The following is an 18,472-nucleotide window of genomic DNA, read 5'->3' on the forward strand; positions in this document are numbered from 1 at the left end:
TGCCCACCTTTCCAACTTTCTGTAGTTTTGGAATTATGGAAATCGACGCCAGACTGACCGCCATCGAGCAGCGCTTGGCAGCCCTGGAGGGCGCGCCGACGGACCGGACACTGTCCGGTGACCTGTGGGTGCTCGACAACATCGACGATTCCGTCATCTTCGCCGGCGACGTCCACACCGGCGCGGGCGTCGCGAAGTATCAGTGGCACCGCCCCACGGAGTTGCTGCTGGACACCGACTGGGCCCCGCACCTCGAGCGACTCGCCGCACTCGCCCACCCGGTACGCGGGGCCATCCTGCGGCGGCTTCTCGACGCCCCCGCCACCGTCACCGAGCTTGTCGACGACGCCCTGGTCACCTCCACCGGCACCGCCTACCACCATCTCGGCGCGCTGCAGGCCGGAGGATGGATCTCCAAGGGCGCGGGCGGGCGCTGGAGTGTGCGCACCACGCGCGTCATCCCCCTGCTCACCATCATCGCCGCCACGGAGGATCACTGATGCGCTATCTCATCTCCGCCCTCGCCGCCCTCACCGTCACGGCCCTGCTGCTGTGGCTGGGCCCCCGCCCCGTGCAGGTATCCGCTGAGCGTACCGGTGACCCGGAACTTGCCGCGCGGGTCGCCGAGCACGCCGGCTCCGGCCACCACCACCTCAGCGCCCTGCTTCTCGACGCCGACGGCCCCCGCTTCGCCGGCCTCGGCGCCGACGAGCACACCGAGTTCGAGATCGGATCGGTGACCAAGACCTTCACCGCCCAGATCATGGCCAACCACATCGCCGCGGGCCGGATCACCGAGGACACCACCGTCGCCGACATCATCGACGCCGGTGACTCTGAGATCGCGGACGTGACCCTCAGGGAACTGGCCGACCACACCTCCGGCCTGCCGCGCCTGCCCCGGGGATTCCTCTTCTCCTCGCTCATCACCAGCATCACCGCCGCCAACCCCTACGCCGGAATCTCCCGCGAGGAGGTCATCGACGACGCCCTCAACGCCTCACTCAGCGACCGGGGCGAGCAGGAGTACTCCAACCTGGGTGTCGCCCTGCTGGGTCAACTCATCGCCATCGAGGCCGGCTCGACCTGGGAGGAGCTTGTCGACGAGCAGATCCTCACCCCCCTGGACATGACTGCGACCTATGCCATGACCGACGGGGCGGTGGCCGAGAGCGCGCCGCGCGGGCTGACCACCACCGGCCGCCACGCCGAACCCTGGGAGATGGGCGGGTACCTGCCCACCGGCGGGCTGCGCTCCACCTCCGCCGACATGGCCCGCTATGCCGCGCACATCCTGGAAACCGGCGTCCCGGACTTCACCTGGAGCACCGACGACGACGGTCGCCGCACCCACCACGGTGGCACCTACGGGTATCGGACGACCCTCATCATTGACGAAGCCTCCGGGCGCGCGGCCTACGTCGCCGGAGACACCACCGCCGACGTCCACGAGGTGGCGCAGGCCCTGCTGGAGGAGGAGAACTGATGATCACCTACATCGCCTGGGGCCTGGTGGCCTACCTGTTCATCTCGCTCGTCTTTTCCTTCCGGAAGGCACTGCGTCCCGGATCCAGCACGCGTTCCCTGGTCACTGACTTCGCGGGCACCATCATGCTGGCACTCGTCATCGGCGGGCTGGGCACGCTGCCCTGGAACTCGGCCGTCCCGGTGTGGCTGTGGTGGGTGAGCAGCGCACTCATCGGCCTGCTCGCCGGAATCATCGTTCACCAGGCTTTTCGACGACGGGGATGAGTCATGTCCGACCCTGCGTCTAGGGTTGAGTCCATGACCGGCTCCCACAGTTTCCAGGGTTTTGACGCCTCCCGCATGCTCTCCTTCGACCTCGAGACCACCTCCCGCTTCCCGCAGGAGGCGCGCATCGTCACCTCGGCGCTGGTGCGTATCGAGGGCCGCCAGGTCGACTCCGTCGAACACCTCGCCGACCCCGGCGTGGAGATCCCCGAGGAGGCCGCGAAGATCCACGGCATCACCACGGAGAAGGCCCGCGCCGAGGGCCGTCCGCACGATGAGGTGCTGGCCGACACCGTCGCCGCCATCAAGAAGGCGTGGGAGGACGGGTTGACGCTGGTGGTCTACAACGCCTGCTACGACCTCACCGTGCTGCGCCAGCTGACCGGGGATTTCGTGGTCACCGGGCCGGTGTTCGACCCCTATGTGGTCGACCGGGTCAAGGACCCCTACCGCCGGGGCAAGCGCAACCTCACGGCCATGTCCGAGCACTACGGGGTGGAGCTGTCCAACGCCCACGAGGCCACCGCCGACGCCCTCGCCGCTGCCAGGATCGCCTGGAAGCAGGCCCGTCAGTGGCCGGAGCTGACCCGCATGGACGAAGGCGAGCTCATGGAGTTCCAGGCGGTCGGCCACCACGACCGGCAGGTCGACTTCGCCCGTTATCTGCAGGGGCAGGGCAAGGATGCCTCCGATGTGTCCACCGCCTGGCCGATGCAGGGATAGGCCACGCAGCAAAGTACGCCGCGAAGGCCCCTGCCCAGCGACGGGCAGGGGGCTTCGCGGTATCTTTTACTGCGCCCCGGCCCGGCGGGTGAGAAAGCGCGCGACGCACAGCAGCCAGTGCACCAGCAGCAGTCCGAGGAACGCAGCACTGACCTGATCCCACCCGAGGTAGAGCGCGCCGAGGGACAGGGTGCCCGCCGGGAAGGTCGACCCCCACCAGCCGGGCGAGTACTCCGCCCAGGTGCGTATCGCGCGGCCCCAGAAGTGCCACACCGCGTAGGCGATCATCGGCACGCCGAGAGCAGCCATGACGAGGCCGTAGGTGTGGGCGAGGGGGGCGTCGACAAGCACGTGGACGGCCGCGGTGGACTGGCCGATAATGCCTAGCGGGATCCACGCGGTGCCGGCGAAGGCGGCCGGGATGCGCGGGCGCGCGGCGTAGATGCGGGCGAACAGCGGCAGGCCGGTGACCAGGCTGAGGCCGAAACACCCCAGGGCGATGGCATGGATGAGGGGTGCCCAGGGGGCGTCGAGAAGCAGGGCGAGCTGCCCGCCGGAGGTCGCCGCCACCATCGGGGAGACCACCGCCAGGCCCCAGGGGAAGCTGAGTTCGCCCTCGAAACGGCGCAGCTGGCGCAGGCACACCACCACGGCCAGCGGCATGCCGATGAGCCAGGTGAGCAGCTGCGGGGCGACCAAGTCCGTGGCCGTGCTCCACGCACTGCCGAGCGCCATGACACCCATGGACACCATGCCCCACGGGCCCATGAACTGCTGATGGAAGCCGGGGTTGCGGTGGCGGATCCAACCGACGGTGAATGTCACCAGCAGGGCGGTGGCGACGGCGAGCAGCAGCATTCCCATCCACGGCAGGCCGTGCGTGATCGACAGCGTCGCCGCGATCGAGGTGCCCATGAGTGAGCCGGCCCAGGCGGGGCCGGCGGGGGGTGGTGCGCTCATCGTGTCGTGGTCACAGGTCCCCGGCGTCGGTGCGCAGCATGTGGTCGACGATACGCGCCATGGCGTAGGCGCCGGCGGCATCGAGGAGCGAGCCAGAGGTGATGCCGGTGCGGGGGTGGACGTCGATACGCTCGCTCAACCACTGGGGGTCGAGGCCGAGACGTTCCCAGAAGCGCGCCACGGCCACGGCGCGCTCGCGCGGGCGCGCGTGCAGCTCGTCGACCACGTCGCCGGGAGAGGTGACACCGAGTCCGATGCGGACACCGGCGCTGACGGTGTGCCCGAAGCCGTCGTACTGCGCTGTGCCCTGGACCTGGTCGAGGGTCACCAGCACGGTCTCGGCGCCGGAGTCGCGCGCCACGTCCCACAGCGGCGGATAACCGGTCTGGTTGAGCAGGACCCGCTCGGCGTCGAGCCCCGCGATGACCCCGGCCAGGCGCTCGGCGAGGTCTTTCGGATTGACCGGACGGACGGGGTTGAAGCGGGTCACACCGGGCAGTCCGGCGGCGATCTCGGGCAGCAGCGGCTCGTCGAGCTGGACGACGACATCGGCACGGAAGCGGCGGGACAGATCGGCGATGTGCGCGTTCACTCCCTCGATGAGGGCCTCGCTGAGGTCGCGCAGGGCGCCGGTGTCAGTGATGACGCGGTGGCCGGAGGCCAGTTCGATCGATGCCGCCAGTGTCCACGGGCCGGTGACCTGGATCTTCAGCGCGGGCACGGTGGTCCCCCACGCCTCCTCCAGCTGGTCGAGGTCGCGGTCGAGCAGGTCGCGGGTGCGTCGGGTGAGCAGCTGCGGGCGATCGGTCATGATCCACGAGCGCGGCCCGCGGTCGACGGTGACCGCCTCGAGCAGGCTGGCGGTGCGGCCGACCGGATCGGCGCCGAGCCCACGAGCGGGCAGATCCGGGACGTGCGGGAGGTCGCCGGTCTCGGAGTAGACGATGTCGGCGGCGTCGATAAGCGAGGTACCCGGCAGCGCCCCGATTCCGTAGGCACTCACAGCGACTCCGTCCCGCAGATCGTGCCGGAGCCGAGCACCACGTCCCCGCGGCCGTCCGGGTCGGGCAGGTACAGGACCGCCGCCTGGCCGCGGGCCACGCCCTGCAGCGGTTCGGCGAGGGTGAGGGTCATGGACTCCTCCCCCACCTCCGCGTGGCAGGCGACCACACCGCCGTGGGCGCGGACCTGGACGTGGGCGTCGACTGCGCCCGTCATGCCCGGGTGCAGCACCTTGAGACGGTCGGCGTGGATGACACCGACGGACAGCGCGGTGCGCGGACCGACGGTGACGGTGCCGCTGGCGGCGTCGATGTCGGTGACGTAGCGGGGGCGGCCGTCCGCGGCCGGATTGCGCAGGTCGAGTCCCTTGCGCTGGCCGATGGTGAAGTTCCAGGCGCCGTCATGGTCGCGCAACTGCGCCCCGTCCTGGTCGACGACCATGCCCGGGCGCAGGCCGATCCGCGAGCCCAGGAAGGCCTGGGTGTTGCCGTCGGGGATGAAGCAGATGTCATAGGAGTCCGGCTTGCGCGCCACCGAGAAGCCGTGGCGGGCGGCCTCCTCGCGGATCTGCGGCTTCTCGGTGTTGCCGACCGGGAACAGGCAGCGGTCGAGCTCGGCGCGGGTGAGCACGCCGAGGACATAGGACTGATCCTTGGCATTGTCGACGGAGCGGCGCAGGTGCCCGTCGTCGTCGATAAGCGCATAGTGACCGGTGGCCACGGCATCGAAACCCAGTGCCACGGCGCGGTCGAGCAGGGCCGCGAACTTGATCTTCTCGTTGCAGCGCAGGCAGGGATTCGGGGTCTCGCCGCGGGCGTAGGAGTCGACGAAATCATCGATGACATCGGCCTGGAAGCGATCGGAGAAATCCCACACGTAGAAGGGGATGCCCAGCTTGTCGCACACCCGGCGCGCATCGGCGGAATCCTCCAGGGAGCAGCAGCCGCGGGAGGATTCGCGCACGGCCTGCGGGTCGCGGGACAGTGCCAGGTGCACGCCGACGACATCGTGGCCCGCCTCCACCATCCTCGCGGCGGCCACCGCCGAATCGACTCCACCACTCATCGCTGCCAGTACGCGCATTGCTTCCTCCCTCTTCTCGTCCTGCAGCGTAACCGCCCGCGGGCATATTCCCGAAACTCCTCATGCCCAGGAGTTCGTGCCACCGCGCCGGGCGGCTACCATGACCATCCATGGCCAGATCCCGTAGGAATCGGAAACGCTCCCCCGACGCCGACCCGAGCGCGGGTAGCGCGGGTGGCACGGGTGGCGCAGTGGCGGGCACCTACGACATCTCCACCGGCACCGCGGAGCTGGTCCCCGACACCTTCCATCCGGATGCCTGGACGCTGATGGTCAACGGTGTCCCCAGCTCGCACGTACAGATCGGGCGGCCGGACGTCCTCGAGTTCGAGTACATGCGCTGGATCGCGGCCATCGTCGAGCACCAGGTCGACGCGCGTTTCGATCCGTCCTCGCTGCGGGTCACCCACCTCGGTGGCGCGGCCTGTTCCCTGGCCCGCTACTTCGCCGCTCTGTGGCCCGATTCGCGCCATACGGTGGTGGAACTGGATGCCAAACTCGCCGACTACGTCCGGGAGTGGTTCGACATCCCGCGGTCACCGACCGTGAAGATCCGCGTCGGTGAGGCCGGGGAGGTCACCCGCGGCTTCTACCCCTGCAGCCGGGAGATCATCATCCGCGACGTCTTCGCGGGCAACCGCACGCCGCTGGATCTGACCACACCCGAGTTCTTCCGCGCCGTCCACTCGGCCCTGTACCCGGGCGGGCTGTATGTGGCCAATTGCGGGGACTACTCCTCGCTCATCGGCACGAAGACCGAGCTGGCGGGCATGTCCGAGGTGTTCCGGCACCTGGCCGTCATCGCCGATCCCCCGATGCTCAAGGGACGTCGCTACGGCAACATGATCCTCATCGGCTCCGACCGCGAGCTACCCGTCGAGGGCTCCGTGGAGGCCGCGCAGCTGGCCCGGGTGCTGCTCGGCGGGGCTGTCCCCGCCCACTACAAGGACGAGCGCTGGACGCGGGCGCTTATCGACGACACGCTACCCCGCACCCTGGACAACCGGCACGATCGTGCCGATGACGGTGCCGGACCCCCCCGAAGGCCTCCTGCATCACTGGTAAACGGCACGATCGTGCCGGAATCGGTGGATTCGCAGCCCCTTCCTCGCTAGAATCAGGCCGAACGGCACGTTCGTGCCGGAAGGTGAGGTGGATCATGAATCCGGACGACATCGGAACAGCTGCGCGCATCCGGCGGCAGGAGCTGGGTCTTCGCCAGTGGGAACTGGCGGATCTCGCAGGCGTGTCAGAACGACTCATCCGAGAGATTGAAAGGGGCAAGCCGGGCCTCCGCCTGGACACCCTCCTGAGGGTCCTCGACGTTCTCGGATACCAGGTCACCCTGTCGCAGTTTGATGCACTGTCGGCAGGGCCGCGCCCGTGACCTCGCGACTCGACCCCCGCGTGGTCCCCCAGGCTGCGGTGTATGTCGGGGACACCCTCGCTGCACATCTGACACGCACGGGAAACGACATCGAGTTCCGCTACACGGAGAACTACCTCGCCACCGGCGGTCCGGCCGTGGCCACCACCCTGCCACTCGGCGAGGAACCCGTGATCACCAGGGCCGGTGCCGTGCCACCCTACTTCGCCGGACTCCTCCCGGAAGGAAGAAGGCTGACAGCGCTACGAACCGCGGTGAAGGCATCAGCGGACGACGAACTCTCCCTCCTCCTGGCCGTCGGCGCTGATCCGGTGGGGGCCGTGGCCGTCCTCCCTGTCGGAACGACACCCACCGTGCCGATACCCCGTGTGACCGTGGACGCCACCGAGCACCTGGATTTCGCCACTGTCCTCGCGGCTGCCGGCGTTCCCGACCCGGTGGCCCTGGCAGGAGTCCAGGACAAGGTGTCCGCCCGGACGCTGGCCGTGCCGGTGGACATCGCCGGTTCTGATGCGATCCTCAAGCTCAGCCCGCCAGAATTTCCCGGGCTGGTCGACAACGAATGGGCCTGCTACCGGTTCTCGCGCCGAAATCGCCTCCGCATCGCCTACGCCGCCGCGCGTCGCATCACCGATATGTCCGGTCGGGCCGGCCTGCTGGTGAGCCGGTTCGACCGCCCTGAGGCCGGGAAACTGCCGGTCGAGGATGTGTCACAGCTCTTGGGCATCTGGCCGGCCCAGAAGTACTCCGTCACCATGGAACAGGTGGCCGACGTCGTGGCCCGCACGTGTTCCTCTCCCGTGCTCGCTCTGCGGCAGGTGGCGTTCCAGCTCGCCATGGCGTGGTTGAGCGGCAACGGTGATCTCCACGCCAAGAACATCTCCGTCCTTCATGATGGTCACGGGTTCTCCCCCAGCCCGATCTATGACATTCCCAGCACCGTCCCCTACGGCGACCATGACCTGGCACTGTCCGTCGGAGGATCAACCACGGGATTCACTCGGAAGAGGTTCAACTCCTTCACCGATGCGGTGGGACTGCCGCGTTCCGTCGCGGACTCTCTCGCCGACGAGGCGCTCCGCCTGACCGAGCGCGCCCCCGAACTCATCTCGGAGGCCGCCGGCTTCGACCCCCGCCGCGTCCGCGACCTGCGGCGGGTCCTCACCTCCCGCCGCCGCCACTGGGACCGCTGATCAGCCGGCGTTCGTCAGGAGGATGAGCAGATCGCCGATGGTGTAGTCGGGGTTGTCCACCATCACCTGCAGGTCCCCGACCGGCAGGTCGCCGGTGGCGATGAGATCGCGGACCCGGGTGGTGATCTCGTCGACGAGGACCTGCTCGATACCCAGCTGCGCGGCGGCCGCCTCCAGGGCCTCGGGCGGGACGACGCCGGTCTGCGCGGCGAGGATGAGCGCGGCCAGCGCCGTGTTGTCCCCACCGAGGGTGTCCAGAATGGTGTTGTCCGGGACCACGACCTGCCCGGCGGCACCGTCGAGATCGACCGGGCGCCCGGCGACGAAATCGCCGAGCTGGGAGCCGGTGCCGTTGAAGAGGTTGAGGTCGACGTTGGTGTCGATGCCCGGGACCCGACCGGCATCCGAGCGCTGCCAGAAGCTCAGCGCATCCCAGCCACCGACGGGCTCCGGGACGTGGTTCTGGTAGGCGGCCAGCCACAGCGGATAGTGGGAGAACTCATCGGTGTCATTGAGGTGCTCGCGCCAGAAGTAGCGGTAGGTGTAGATCATCGGGACCCGACCCGTGAGGCGCTCGGTCTCGGCGAGGAAGTCGCGCACCCAGTCCTGGAGCTGCTCGGGGGTCAGACCCTCATCCACCTCGATGTCGAGGACCGGAGGCAGGGCATGCTGCGGGGCGTTGGCCAGGGTGGCCGCGTAGTGCGCGGCCTGCACGCGGGCGTCACCGGCGGGGCGTGCGTAATGGTAGGTGCCCACCAGCAGTCCGGCCTGGTGGGCGGCGTGGACATCCTCGAGATAGTGCTCGTTGACCCAGTCCTCCCCCTCCGAGGTCTTGACGAAGGCGAACTGCTGGCCGGCGGCGGCGACCTCCTGCCAGCGGATGGGGCCGTGACCGCGCTGGTGGCCGGAGACGTCGACCCCGGAGGGTGAGGTCGGGGTGAAGGCGACGGCGGGAGCCGAGGCCAGGGTGAGCGCCAGGGCGGTGGAGGCGACGACGGAGCTGAGGCGGGTGAGAACACGCATGGTCTTCACCATAACCCAGGAGAACTCAGCAGTCACACCAATCACATAAGTAACAGGCACACCACGGGCAACACCTTCAGCCCGCCATGCCCGCCGCCCGCGCCCTGTCCACGGTGTCCGCGATAACGCCGAGCACCGCGTCGACATCGTCTGACGTCGTCGTCCGTCCCAGGGTGAAACGCACCGCCCCGCGCGTGTCGCGCTCGCTGACCCCCATGGCCAGCAGCACGTGGCTGGCCCGGTTGACCCCGCTGGCGCAGGCGGATCCGGTGGAGGCCTCGATGCCGGCGGCGTCGAGAAGCATGATGAGGCTGTCGCCCTCCGCCCCGGGAAAAGACAGGTGCAGGTGCCCGGGCAGCGCCGGCTCGGTGGTGTGGACGAGCACATTATCGACGCCCGCGAGGATCCCCTCCCGCAGCCGATCCCGCAGGGTGCGCAGGCGTTGGTTCTCCGCAGCCATCTCGGCGACGGCCTCCTGCAGTGCGGCGGCCGTGGCGGCCGCCGTCGCCACATCGAGGGTGCCCGGACGTATTCCCCGCTCCTGACCTCCCCCGTGCAGCACCGGGGCCGGCGCCGGGGAGCGCCGGGCCAGCAGCAGCCCCCCGCTGCGCGGGCCGCCGAACTTGTGGGCGCTGGCCGCCAGAGTGACCGCCCCCAGCTCCCGGAAGGACACGGGGAGGTGGCCGACGACCTGCACGGCGTCGACGTGGACCGGCGTGCCCGCCGCCGCGGCCCGTTCCACGACCTCTCCGATCGGCTGCAGGGCTCCGGTCTCGTTGTTCGCCCACATGCACGTGGCCAGGGCGGCGGGGGTGTCCAGCGCGGTGAGGTCACCCACCCGCCCGTCGACGACGGTCAGCCACTCGACCTCGGCGCCGAGGGCCTTGACCGTTTCCAGCACCGCCGGGTGCTCCAGCGGGGAGGCAACGACGCGGGAGGACGGGGAGGCGCGGTAAAGGCCGGTGACCGCCAGATTGTCGGCCTCGGTGCCGGAGGCGGTGAAGATGACCTCGACGGGGTCGGCGCCCAGGAGTGAGGCGATGAGCTCGCGGGCGTCGTCAAGCACGCGGCGCGCGGCACGGCCGGAGCCGTACTGGCCGCCCGGATTGAGCATCCCGGCATACTCCACCCACGCGTCGACGGCCACCTGCCGCATGGGCGAGGTGGCCGCGTGATCGAGGAAGTGAGCCATCTACTTCCGGGCGTTGATCTCGTTGATGAGCGCGGGGACCACCTCGAAGAGGTCACCGACGACGCCGAGATCGGCGATCTGGAAGATCGGCGCGTCCTCGTCGTTGTTGATGACCACGATCTTCTTCGCGGTCTGCATGCCGGAGGTGTGCTGGATGGCACCGGAGACGCCGAGACCGATGTAGAGGTCCGGGGAGACGGTGACGCCGGTCTGGCCGATCTGGTACGCGCCGTCGTAGTAGTCGAGGTCGACGATGTCGCGGGTGACACCGACGGCCCCGCCGAGTGCATCGGCGAGCTCCTCGGCCAGCGCCATGCCCTCAGCCGAACCGATACCGCGGCCGGCCGCCACGACGACCTTGGCGGCGCTGAGCTCCGGGCGGTCCCCGCGCACGGCCGGGGTGAAGCCGGTGACGGTGACGTCCTTGGCGGTGGCCCCCGGCAGCGCCAGGGTGCTCACGGTGCCGGCGCCGGCGACCGGGGCCGCTTCGACGGCCCCGGGGCGCACGGTGTAGATGGGGCAGGCGCCACCGACAGCCGCGGAAATCTGCACCTGATCGCCGAAGACCGACTGGGAGGCGGTGCGGTCGGCGTTGATGCCGACGACATCGCACAGCACACCCGAGGCCAGGCGGGCCGCCAGACGGCCGGCGATCTCGTTGCCGTTGACGTCGGCGGCGACGACGATCGGGCCCGGGGTGGTGGATGCCAGGATGTGGAGGGCGTCGACCTGCGGCAGGAGGAGACGCTCGGCGACATCGGCGGACTCGGCGGCCACCACGGTGGCGGCACCGGCCTCGGCGAGTGCCGGGGCGAGGGTCTCGGTGACACCGGGGGCGGCGACGACCACGGCCGTGACCTCGCCCAGCGGGCGGGCGGCGGTGATCAGCTCGGCGGTGACGGGGGCTACCTGGGAACCATCGTGCTCGACCAGGACGTAGACAGTGGACATGCTCATGCTCCTAAATACGGGGGTCGAGGGGATCAGAGGAACTTCTCGTCGGCCAGGAAACCGGCGACGTGCGCGGCCGCGGCCGCACCGTCGGTGCCGCCGATGACGTCACCGGCGGTGCGCTCCGGGCGCTGGGTGGCGGCGGTGACGGCGGTGGCGGAGTGCGCGAGACCGACCTGGGCGGGGTCGACGCCGATGGCGGCGGTGCTGAGCACGGTGACCTCGTGCTTCTTGGCGGCCATGAGACCCTTGAAGTTGGGGAAACGCGGCTTCGGTGCCTTGTCCGTGACGGAGACGATGGCCGGCAGCTGGGCGGTGAGCTCATGGCGGCCGGCGGGGGTCTCGCGGACAGCCGTGACGGTCTGGCCGTCGAGTGCCACGGAGGATACCCCGGTCAGGGCCGGGACCTGGCGGTACTCGGCGAGGATGCCGGGCAGGGCTCCCATGGCACCGTCGGAGGAGGCGTTGCCGGCGACGATGAGCGCCACATCCTCGATGGTGTTGATCGCGTTGGTCAGCGCCCAGGTGGTGCCCAGCAGGTCGGAGCCGGCGAGGGCGTCGTCGAGCAGGTGGACGGCGTCGTCGGCGCCCATGGCCAGGGCCTTGCGGAGGGTCTCGTCGGCACCGGCCGGGCCCATGGTCAGGGCGATGACGCGGTGGGCGGCCTCGGGGTTGTCGTCCCGCAGCTGCAGGGCCTGCTCCATGGCGAACTCGTTGATCTCGTCGATGACGGAGTCGACGTTGGTGCGGTCCAGGGTGTGATCGGCCTCGAGGGCCTTCCGGGACCAGGTGTCCGGAACATGCTTGACGAGTACCACGATCGCGGGCATCGGCAGTCACCTTTCTTCGGGGTGGGGGAAGTCTGCAGAGAGTCTACGCTAGGCCACGCCCGAACAACCAAGGCAACCCTTAGTTTCTGTGCGGGCGGTGCTCGCGGGGTCCGCACACGATGGCCACGCCCTGCGAACCGATGCGGGTGCACACCACCGCCGCCGGAGCCGACCCCCGCAGCTTCAGCTTCTTGCGCAGCAGGTCGGGATCGACGTCCACCCCCCGCACGAGAATCTCCAGCGACCCGACATCCCGGCCCGACAGCGCCGCCTTGAGTTTCTTCAGCGGCACGATCTCCTCGATGGCAAAACCGCTGCGCCCGGCCGGGATCTCATCGCCGGTGAGGTAGGCGATGCGCTCATCGAGCATCCACAGCCCCTCCCGCGCCGCATAATGGCGAACCAGCCCGGCGCGCACGATCGCCCCGTCCGGGTCGATGAGATAGCGCCCCGGCGCCCCGGCCCCGACCTCGTCCGGCATCCCGTCGCTGAGCCGGTCGACGTAGGCCCCTGTGATGACCAGCGCCTCCCGCCGCGTGCCCTCGGCGAGCCCGGGGGTGTAGAGGCAGGCCTCCTTGACCCCGCCGTCGACGGAAACGACGCTCACCAGCCCCTCCCACTCGGAGAAATCCAGGCCGGGGGCGCATTTGACCGCCATTTCTCGGCCCGGCCAGGCGGTGAGCAGATCCGGCAGCGGGGGCAGCAGCTGATCGGGGCGGGTGATGCGACGCCCGCCGGCCCTTCGTGCGGGATCGGCGACGATCACATCCGCTGACCGGCTCGCCGGCACGGTGGCGTCGGCGCGGATCAGCCACGCACGGTCCCCCAGGTTGTGCCGCGCCATCGCCAGGCGGACGGGGTCGAGGTCGCTGCCCAGGTAGGCCCCGCTTATCGACGCCCCCTCCGTCCCCACCGAGCACGTCACATCGTGGACGAGAGCGTCCGCGCCCAGCACGCGCCGCAGGCGGGCGGCGCGCTGCGCCGCCACCACCTGCGGCGTCGCCTGCTGGGCGGCGTCGAGGTCCGTGAGCCAGGTGGCGGGGAATTTGCCGCCGGCCACCGCCGAGCGGCGCGCCTGGGCCAGCTCCGCGACGGCCCGACCGTGCTCACCGAAGCGGGCACGGAGCACGGCGACGTCGTCCAGCAGCGATGAGCGGGTGAAGGTGAGACCGGCCGTGGCGGTGGTGATGTCGTCGGTGTGGGCCGCGAGGAAGGCGACCTCGTCGAGGGTGAAGGCCATCAGAGCCCGGGCCTGATCCGATCGACCCAGGAGGTGGTGAAGTACTCGGCGAAACGGGGGTCGTCGACCGGGTCGCCGACCACCGGGGTGAGGTCGGCGGCGTTCGCCCCGGCCAGGGCCTTCGCGGCGGTCGGGAACTGGGCGAGGAAGCTCAGCTGCGCCCAGGTGGGGATGGCGAGGCGGACGAGGCCGTGACGCCAGCCGTCGAGAAGCAAATGGGGCGGGAACCAGCCGGCGTCGTCGGCCTCGGAGGTGTCGCCGTCCGGGGACTGCCCCGGTGGGGCCACCGCGACGAAGGAGACGGTGTCGAACCAGTGGCGGTCCTTCCAGCCGCCCACCCAGCGGGCCCAGGGGCGCGCCAGGTCGGAGCACACGCGCAACCCCCGGCGGGTGAGCATGTCCGTCAGCGAGATCTCATGGGAGATGAGGTCGACGCGGTCCTGGTGGTACGGGGTGACATCGGCGATCGGTGTACCGTCCTCGTGCACGGCCAACAGCGTGCCGGTCTCCTCGAACAGCTCCCGCACCCCGGCGAAGACGACGGCGTGGGTCTGCTCGGGGCTCAGGCCGAGGCGCTCCGCGAGATCCTCGACGGGCTGGCCCGTCCACAGGTCCGCTGTGTCCCAGGAGCCGGAGGGGAAATCGCGGTGGTCGACACCACCGCCCGGGAAGACCGTCATCCCGGGGTAGTTGCGCATGGTGGACACCCGCTCCTGGGCCCACACCTGCAACCCCGTCTCCGAATCCCGGACGAGGATGATGGTGGTGGACAGTCTGGCCTGGTCGTAACCGGTGGGCGCCTTGCGCTGCGGCACTGCTGTACACCTCCTGACGGGTCGTGGGGACGGACGTACCGACAGTCTAGGTGGACCTCAGCCGCGGTGGGCGGGACGACGCCGCGTGCGACGGGCGAAGTAGCGCTCGCCGATCCGGGAGACCTCGATCGGCTGGTGGAAGGCCTTCGACAGGTTCTCACTGGTCAGCACGGTGTTGATGAGGCCCTGGGCGACCACGCCGCCGTCGTCGAGAAGCATCGCGTGGGTGAAGCCGAAGGGGATCTCCTCGACGTGGTGGGTGATCATGACGATCGCCGGGGCATCCGGATCCATCGCCAGGTCCCCGAGGTAGCCGACGAGATCCTCCCGGCCGCCGAGATCCATGCCGGCGCCGGGCTCATCGAGGATGAGCAGCTCCGGGTTGGTCATGAGCGCCCGGGCGACGAGCACGCGCTTGCGCTCGCCCTCCGAGAGGGTGCCCCACGTGCGGTCCTGCAGGTGGTGGGCGCCGACCTGGTCGAGGATCTCGTGGGCCTGCGCGAAATCCATCTCCTCGTACTCCTCGCGCCAGCGCCCCAGCACCGCATAACCGGCGGAGACGACGAGATCGCCGACCTTCTCCTCCGGCGGAATGCGGTTGCCCAGCGCGGAGGAGGACACCCCGATCGACGCCCGCAGATCCCGCATGTCGGTCCGTCCCAGCTGCTCGCCCATGACGAACGCTCGCCCCGAACTGGGGAACTCCTCCGCGGCGGCCATCCGGATGAGGGTGGTCTTGCCGGCGCCGTTGGGGCCGATGATCACCCACCTCTCGTCCAGTTCCACCTGCCAGGTGACGGGGCCGACGAGGTTGCGGCCCCCACGCTTGAAGGTCACGTCGCGGAAATCGACGAGCAGGTCGGCGGAGGAATCGTCACGGAAGTCAGTCACATCCCCCATTGTGGCCGATTTTGTGCGTCCCCTGTGGAAATGACACAGCTGGACTAGGCTCGACGGGGTAGTCCAACCCCTGCAATGTGGAAGGTGAAACACATGACCGGTCGACTCGGAATCGATGACGTCCGCCCCCAGATCACCGGGCGCCTGTACCCCGCGAAGGCTGTCGTCGGAGAGGTCGTCCCCGTCACGGCCCTGGCGTGGCGCGAGGGCCACGACGCCATCGCGGCGACACTCAACGTCACTCCCCCCGAGGGCGAGACCGTCGCCATCCACATGACGACCGACCCGCACAACCAGGACCGCGTCCACGGTGTGTTCGTCCCCGACACCGAGGGCCTGTGGACCTTCCGCGTCGACGCCTGGTCCGATGTCTTCGCCACCTGGCGCAACGCCGTGACCAAGAAGATGGACGCCGGCCAGTCCGCCGCGGAACTGGCCAATGATCTCGCGCACGGCGCGGACCTGTTCGACAAGGCCGCCTCCGCCGCCCCGGATTCCGTGTCCGGGGTGCTTATCGACGCCGCCTCCGCCCTCCGCAACGAGGACCTCAGCGTGGCCAAGCGCGTGGAGATCGGCCTGTCCGAGGTGGTCACCGCCGTGCTGCACCGCCACCCGCTGCGCGAGCTGCTCACCCACGGGCCCATCTGCGAGGTGCTCGTCGAGCGGCGCGCCGCCCTGGTCAACTCCTGGTACGAGCTGTTCCCGCGCTCCACGGGCGGCTGGGACGAGCACGGCAACCCGGTCCACGGCACCTTCGCCACCACCGCCGACGCCCTCGAGCGCGTCGCCGAGATGGGCTTCGACACCGTCTACTTCCCTCCGATCCACCCCATCGGTGAGATCAACCGCAAGGGCCGCAACAACACCCTGACCCCGGAGCCGCACGACGTCGGCTCGCCCTGGGCCATCGGTGCCAAGGAGGGCGGCCACGACGCCGTCCACCCGGAGCTGGGCACCGAGGAGGACTTCGTCGCCCTGCTCGAACGCGCCGAGGAGCTGGGCCTGGAGATCGCCCTCGACCTCGCCCTGCAGGCCGCCCCCGATCACCCCTGGGCCACCGAGCACCGTGACTTCTTCACCGTCCTGGCCGATGACACCATCGCCTACGCGGAGAACCCGCCGAAGAAGTACCAGGACATCTACCCCATCAACTTCGACAACAACCCCACGGCCGTCTACGACGAGGTCTACCGCGTCGTCATGCACTGGGTGAACCTGGGCGTGCGCACCTTCCGCGTGGACAACCCCCACACCAAGCCGGCGAACTTCTGGGAGTGGCTGATCTCCAAGGTCCACGAGACCGACCCGGACGTCATCTTCCTCGCCGAGGCCTTCACCCGCGCCCCGCGCCTCTACGGCCTGGCCAAGCTCGGCTACTCGCAGTCCTACACCTACTTCACGTGGAAGACCTCGAAGGAGGAACTGACCCAGTTCGCCTCCGAGATCCGCGATGCCGCCGACTTCTCCCGCCCGAACCTGTTCGTCAACACCCCGGACATCCTCCACGAGTCCCTGCAGGTCGGTGGGCGCGCCATGTTCGCCGCCCGCGCCACCCTCGCCGCCACCATGTCCCCGCTGTGGGGCGTGTACTCCGGCTACGAGCTCTACGAGTACGAGCCGGTGGCCCAGGGCTCCGAGGAGTACCTCGACTCCGAGAAGTACGAACTGCGCCCGCGTGACTTCGCCGGCGCACTGGCCTCCGGCGACTCGCTCGAGCCCTACCTCACGCTGCTCAACCACATCCGCCGCGAGAACCCTGCCCTGCAGCAGCTGCGCAACCTCGTCTTCCACGACGTCGACAATGACCAGATCCTCGCCTACTCCAAGGTCGACCCGGTCACCGGCAACGTGGTGCTCGTGGTGGTCAACCTGGACACCTACCACACGCAGGCCGGCACGGTGCACCTCAACCTCGAGGCCCTCGGCCAGCACCCGGGTGCCACCTTCCCGGTCCACGACGCCGTCACCGGTGCGACCTGGACCTGGGGCGAGCACAACTACGTCGAGCTCACCCCCGAAGTCGACGTCGCCCACATCCTCGTCCTGCCGACGGTCCCGGCCGATCAGCGCGAGCAGCTCGCCTGGCGGAACGTGAGCGACTACCGCGCCTGACCACCCGTGGCCGCCCGGTCCACTCCTGTAGCGTCAGGAGTGTGACCGGGCGGTCGACCCACCGCCCAGATAAAACCGATCCACCTTCCACCTGTGAGGTACAACCCATGCTCGACGAGAAACTGCTCATCCCCGACGCGGACCTGGAGCGCCTGCGCAACTGCAGTCACCACTCGCCCCATGACTTCTACGGATGGCACGCCATCGAGGGCGGCTCGGTCATCCGCACCCGCCAGCTCGGCGCCGTGCAGGTGGAGGTGCTCATCCACAACGAGGCCCACCAGGCCACCCCCATCGGTGACGACATCTGGGTTCTCGGCCTCCCCGACATCTACACCCCCGATTACCGCCTGAGCATCACCTGGCCGGACGCCGAGCCGGTGGTCATGGCGGACCCCTACGCCTTCCTGCCGACCCTGGGCAGCCTGGACCTGCACCTCATCTCCGAGGGCCGCCACGAGCGCCTGTGGGATGTCCTCGGCGCCAACGTGCGTTCCTACGAGACCGCACTGGGCACGGTCAAGGGCACCTCGTTTGCCGTCTGGGCCCCCAACGCCCAGGGTGTGGCCGTGGTCGGTGACTTCTGCGCCTGGAACAACAACCAGTACCCGATGCGCTCGCTCGGTTCCTCCGGAGTGTGGGAGCTGTTCATCCCCGAGATCGGCGCGGGCGACACCTACAAGTTCGCCGTCCAGACCAAGGAGGGCCACCGCCGCGACAAGGCCGATCCGCTGGCCAAGGGCACCCTGACTCCGCCGGAGACCACCTCCGTGGTCGTCGACTCCCGCTACGACTGGTCCGACGGCGACTGGATCCGTTCCCGCTCCGAGACCGACATCGTCAACGGTCCCATGTCCATTTACGAGGTGCACCTGGGTTCCTGGAAGGTGGGCAAGGGTTACCAGGAGCTGACCACCGAGCTGGTCGACTACGTCGCCGAACAGGGCTTCACCCACGTCGAGCTCATGCCCGTCGCCGAGCACCCCTTCGGCGGCTCCTGGGGCTACCAGGTCTCCGGCTACTACTCCCCGACCGCCCGCTGGGGTGATCCGGATGAGCTGCGCGCGCTCATCGAGGCATTCCACAACCGCGGTATCGGCGTCCTCGTCGACTGGGTGCCGGCCCACTTCCCCAAGGACGACTGGGCCCTGGCGCGTTTCGACGGCCCCGCCCTCTACGAGCACCCCGACTGGCGCCGCGGCGAGCAGAAGGACTGGGGAACCTACGTCTTCGACTTCGGCCGCAACGAGGTGCGCAACTTCCTCGTCGCCAACGCCCTGTACTGGATCGAGGAGTTCCACATCGACGG

Annotated in this window: 19 protein-coding genes; 9 read left to right on the top strand and 10 right to left on the bottom strand. The window is 69.4% G+C overall.

The window, feature by feature from the left end; all coding sequences use genetic code 11:
* Positions 1 to 35: 35 nt before the first annotated feature.
* From Q4F73_RS03960 to Q4F73_RS03975, 4 genes are read left to right on the top strand one after another with little or no spacing between them, the layout of a single operon-like run.
* Complete coding sequence (locus tag Q4F73_RS03960) at positions 36 to 500, top strand: helix-turn-helix transcriptional regulator (protein WP_303358056.1); 465 nt, start codon at positions 36 to 38, stop codon at positions 498 to 500.
* Complete coding sequence (locus tag Q4F73_RS03965) at positions 500 to 1,486, top strand: serine hydrolase (protein WP_303358057.1); 987 nt, start codon at positions 500 to 502, stop codon at positions 1,484 to 1,486. The genes Q4F73_RS03960 and Q4F73_RS03965 overlap by 1 nt, the downstream gene beginning before the upstream one ends.
* A complete protein-coding gene (locus tag Q4F73_RS03970; protein WP_303358058.1) occupies positions 1,486 to 1,752 on the top strand; it encodes a hypothetical protein in 267 nt (88 codons plus the stop codon). Before Q4F73_RS03965 ends, Q4F73_RS03970 begins: the two co-directional genes overlap by 1 nt.
* A 33-nt stretch (positions 1,753 to 1,785) precedes the next feature.
* Positions 1,786 to 2,475: a 3'-5' exonuclease gene (locus Q4F73_RS03975; RefSeq protein WP_303358059.1), complete on the top strand. Its 690-nt coding sequence runs from the start codon at positions 1,786 to 1,788 to the stop codon at positions 2,473 to 2,475.
* A 66-nt stretch (positions 2,476 to 2,541) separates the two neighbouring features.
* Here the strand turns inward: Q4F73_RS03975 and Q4F73_RS03980 are convergent, their stop codons facing one another.
* From Q4F73_RS03980 to mnmA, 3 genes are read right to left on the bottom strand one after another with little or no spacing between them, the layout of a single operon-like run.
* Positions 2,542 to 3,435 (bottom strand): hypothetical protein, encoded by an 894-nt coding sequence (locus tag Q4F73_RS03980; protein ID WP_303358060.1) that lies wholly within the window; start codon positions 3,433 to 3,435, stop codon positions 2,542 to 2,544.
* 10 nt (positions 3,436 to 3,445) lie between these two features.
* Entirely contained in the window at positions 3,446 to 4,438 is a 993-nt protein-coding gene (locus tag Q4F73_RS03985) for a hypothetical protein (protein ID WP_303358061.1), read from the bottom strand.
* Positions 4,435 to 5,520 carry a tRNA 2-thiouridine(34) synthase MnmA gene (gene mnmA / locus Q4F73_RS03990; RefSeq protein ID WP_303358062.1) on the bottom strand — a complete coding sequence of 362 codons (1,086 nt, stop codon included), beginning with the start codon at positions 5,518 to 5,520 and terminating at the stop codon, positions 4,435 to 4,437. Before mnmA ends, Q4F73_RS03985 begins: the two co-directional genes overlap by 4 nt.
* Before the next feature lie 110 nt (positions 5,521 to 5,630).
* On the opposite strand from mnmA, the gene Q4F73_RS03995 reads away from it, so the two are divergent.
* The 3 genes from Q4F73_RS03995 to Q4F73_RS04005 are packed head-to-tail and all read left to right on the top strand — an operon-like array spanning position 5,631 to position 8,100.
* Complete coding sequence (locus tag Q4F73_RS03995; RefSeq protein WP_303358063.1) at positions 5,631 to 6,635, top strand: spermidine synthase; 1,005 nt, start codon at positions 5,631 to 5,633, stop codon at positions 6,633 to 6,635.
* 44 nt (positions 6,636 to 6,679) lie between these two features.
* Positions 6,680 to 6,907 (top strand): helix-turn-helix transcriptional regulator, encoded by a 228-nt coding sequence (locus Q4F73_RS04000; RefSeq protein WP_303358064.1) that lies wholly within the window; start codon positions 6,680 to 6,682, stop codon positions 6,905 to 6,907.
* A complete protein-coding gene (locus Q4F73_RS04005) occupies positions 6,904 to 8,100 on the top strand; it encodes a type II toxin-antitoxin system HipA family toxin (RefSeq protein WP_303358065.1) in 1,197 nt (398 codons plus the stop codon). Before Q4F73_RS04000 ends, Q4F73_RS04005 begins: the two co-directional genes overlap by 4 nt.
* Here the strand turns inward: Q4F73_RS04005 and Q4F73_RS04010 are convergent, their stop codons facing one another.
* The 7 genes from Q4F73_RS04010 to Q4F73_RS04040 all read right to left on the bottom strand — a co-directional run bounded on the left by Q4F73_RS04010 (position 8,101) and on the right by Q4F73_RS04040 (position 15,051).
* Complete coding sequence (locus tag Q4F73_RS04010; protein WP_303358066.1) at positions 8,101 to 9,123, bottom strand: glycoside hydrolase family 25 protein; 1,023 nt, start codon at positions 9,121 to 9,123, stop codon at positions 8,101 to 8,103. It lies immediately after the preceding gene.
* A 76-nt stretch (positions 9,124 to 9,199) separates the two neighbouring features.
* A complete protein-coding gene (locus Q4F73_RS04015) occupies positions 9,200 to 10,315 on the bottom strand; it encodes a cysteine desulfurase family protein (protein ID WP_303358067.1) in 1,116 nt (371 codons plus the stop codon).
* Positions 10,316 to 11,266 carry an electron transfer flavoprotein subunit alpha/FixB family protein gene (locus Q4F73_RS04020; protein ID WP_303358068.1) on the bottom strand — a complete coding sequence of 317 codons (951 nt, stop codon included), beginning with the start codon at positions 11,264 to 11,266 and terminating at the stop codon, positions 10,316 to 10,318. It lies immediately after the preceding gene.
* 32 nt (positions 11,267 to 11,298) lie between these two features.
* Positions 11,299 to 12,096, bottom strand: coding sequence for an electron transfer flavoprotein subunit beta/FixA family protein (locus Q4F73_RS04025; protein WP_303358069.1), 798 nt, complete (start codon positions 12,094 to 12,096; stop codon positions 11,299 to 11,301).
* A gap of 79 nt (positions 12,097 to 12,175) precedes the next feature.
* The gene (locus Q4F73_RS04030) at positions 12,176 to 13,336 is read right to left on the bottom strand and encodes an SAM-dependent methyltransferase (RefSeq protein WP_303358070.1); all 1,161 of its coding nucleotides are present in this window, start codon (positions 13,334 to 13,336) and stop codon (positions 12,176 to 12,178) included.
* Positions 13,336 to 14,151 (bottom strand): NUDIX hydrolase, encoded by an 816-nt coding sequence (locus Q4F73_RS04035; RefSeq protein ID WP_303358071.1) that lies wholly within the window; start codon positions 14,149 to 14,151, stop codon positions 13,336 to 13,338. The genes Q4F73_RS04030 and Q4F73_RS04035 overlap by 1 nt, the downstream gene beginning before the upstream one ends.
* A 57-nt stretch (positions 14,152 to 14,208) precedes the next feature.
* Positions 14,209 to 15,051 (bottom strand): ABC transporter ATP-binding protein, encoded by an 843-nt coding sequence (locus Q4F73_RS04040; RefSeq protein WP_303358072.1) that lies wholly within the window; start codon positions 15,049 to 15,051, stop codon positions 14,209 to 14,211.
* 93 nt (positions 15,052 to 15,144) lie between these two features.
* On the opposite strand from Q4F73_RS04040, the gene Q4F73_RS04045 reads away from it, so the two are divergent.
* Together Q4F73_RS04045 and Q4F73_RS04050 are read left to right on the top strand one after the other, a co-directional pair.
* Positions 15,145 to 17,163, top strand: a complete 2,019-nt coding sequence (locus Q4F73_RS04045) for a maltotransferase domain-containing protein (protein ID WP_303358073.1) — start codon at positions 15,145 to 15,147, stop codon at positions 17,161 to 17,163.
* A 107-nt stretch (positions 17,164 to 17,270) separates the two neighbouring features.
* A partial coding sequence (locus Q4F73_RS04050; RefSeq protein ID WP_303358074.1) for an alpha-amylase family glycosyl hydrolase occupies positions 17,271 to 18,472 on the top strand: 1,202 nt, incomplete at its 3' end.

The organism is Corynebacterium sp. (genome assembly GCF_030535495.1).
GTDB lineage: Bacteria > Actinomycetota > Actinomycetes > Mycobacteriales > Mycobacteriaceae > Corynebacterium.

Excerpts from the sequence above, each read along its gene's own strand:
- Q4F73_RS03960 (WP_303358056.1), top strand. The coding sequence starts at position 36 with ATGGAAATCGACGCCAGACTGACCGCCATCGAGCAGCGCTTGGCAGCC.
- Q4F73_RS03965 (WP_303358057.1), top strand. The coding sequence starts at position 500 with ATGCGCTATCTCATCTCCGCCCTCGCCGCCCTCACCGTCACGGCCCTG.
- Q4F73_RS03970 (WP_303358058.1), top strand. The coding sequence starts at position 1,486 with ATGATCACCTACATCGCCTGGGGCCTGGTGGCCTACCTGTTCATCTCG.
- Q4F73_RS03975 (WP_303358059.1), top strand. The coding sequence starts at position 1,786 with ATGACCGGCTCCCACAGTTTCCAGGGTTTTGACGCCTCCCGCATGCTC.
- Q4F73_RS03980 (WP_303358060.1), bottom strand. The coding sequence starts at position 3,435 with ATGAGCGCACCACCCCCCGCCGGCCCCGCCTGGGCCGGCTCACTCATG.
- mnmA (WP_303358062.1), bottom strand. The coding sequence starts at position 5,520 with ATGCGCGTACTGGCAGCGATGAGTGGTGGAGTCGATTCGGCGGTGGCC.
- Q4F73_RS03995 (WP_303358063.1), top strand. The coding sequence starts at position 5,631 with ATGGCCAGATCCCGTAGGAATCGGAAACGCTCCCCCGACGCCGACCCG.
- Q4F73_RS04000 (WP_303358064.1), top strand. The coding sequence starts at position 6,680 with ATGAATCCGGACGACATCGGAACAGCTGCGCGCATCCGGCGGCAGGAG.
- Q4F73_RS04010 (WP_303358066.1), bottom strand. The coding sequence starts at position 9,123 with ATGCGTGTTCTCACCCGCCTCAGCTCCGTCGTCGCCTCCACCGCCCTG.
- Q4F73_RS04015 (WP_303358067.1), bottom strand. The coding sequence starts at position 10,315 with ATGGCTCACTTCCTCGATCACGCGGCCACCTCGCCCATGCGGCAGGTG.
- Q4F73_RS04020 (WP_303358068.1), bottom strand. The coding sequence starts at position 11,266 with ATGTCCACTGTCTACGTCCTGGTCGAGCACGATGGTTCCCAGGTAGCC.
- Q4F73_RS04025 (WP_303358069.1), bottom strand. The coding sequence starts at position 12,096 with ATGCCCGCGATCGTGGTACTCGTCAAGCATGTTCCGGACACCTGGTCC.
- Q4F73_RS04030 (WP_303358070.1), bottom strand. The coding sequence starts at position 13,336 with ATGGCCTTCACCCTCGACGAGGTCGCCTTCCTCGCGGCCCACACCGAC.
- Q4F73_RS04040 (WP_303358072.1), bottom strand. The coding sequence starts at position 15,051 with ATGGGGGATGTGACTGACTTCCGTGACGATTCCTCCGCCGACCTGCTC.
- Q4F73_RS04045 (WP_303358073.1), top strand. The coding sequence starts at position 15,145 with ATGACCGGTCGACTCGGAATCGATGACGTCCGCCCCCAGATCACCGGG.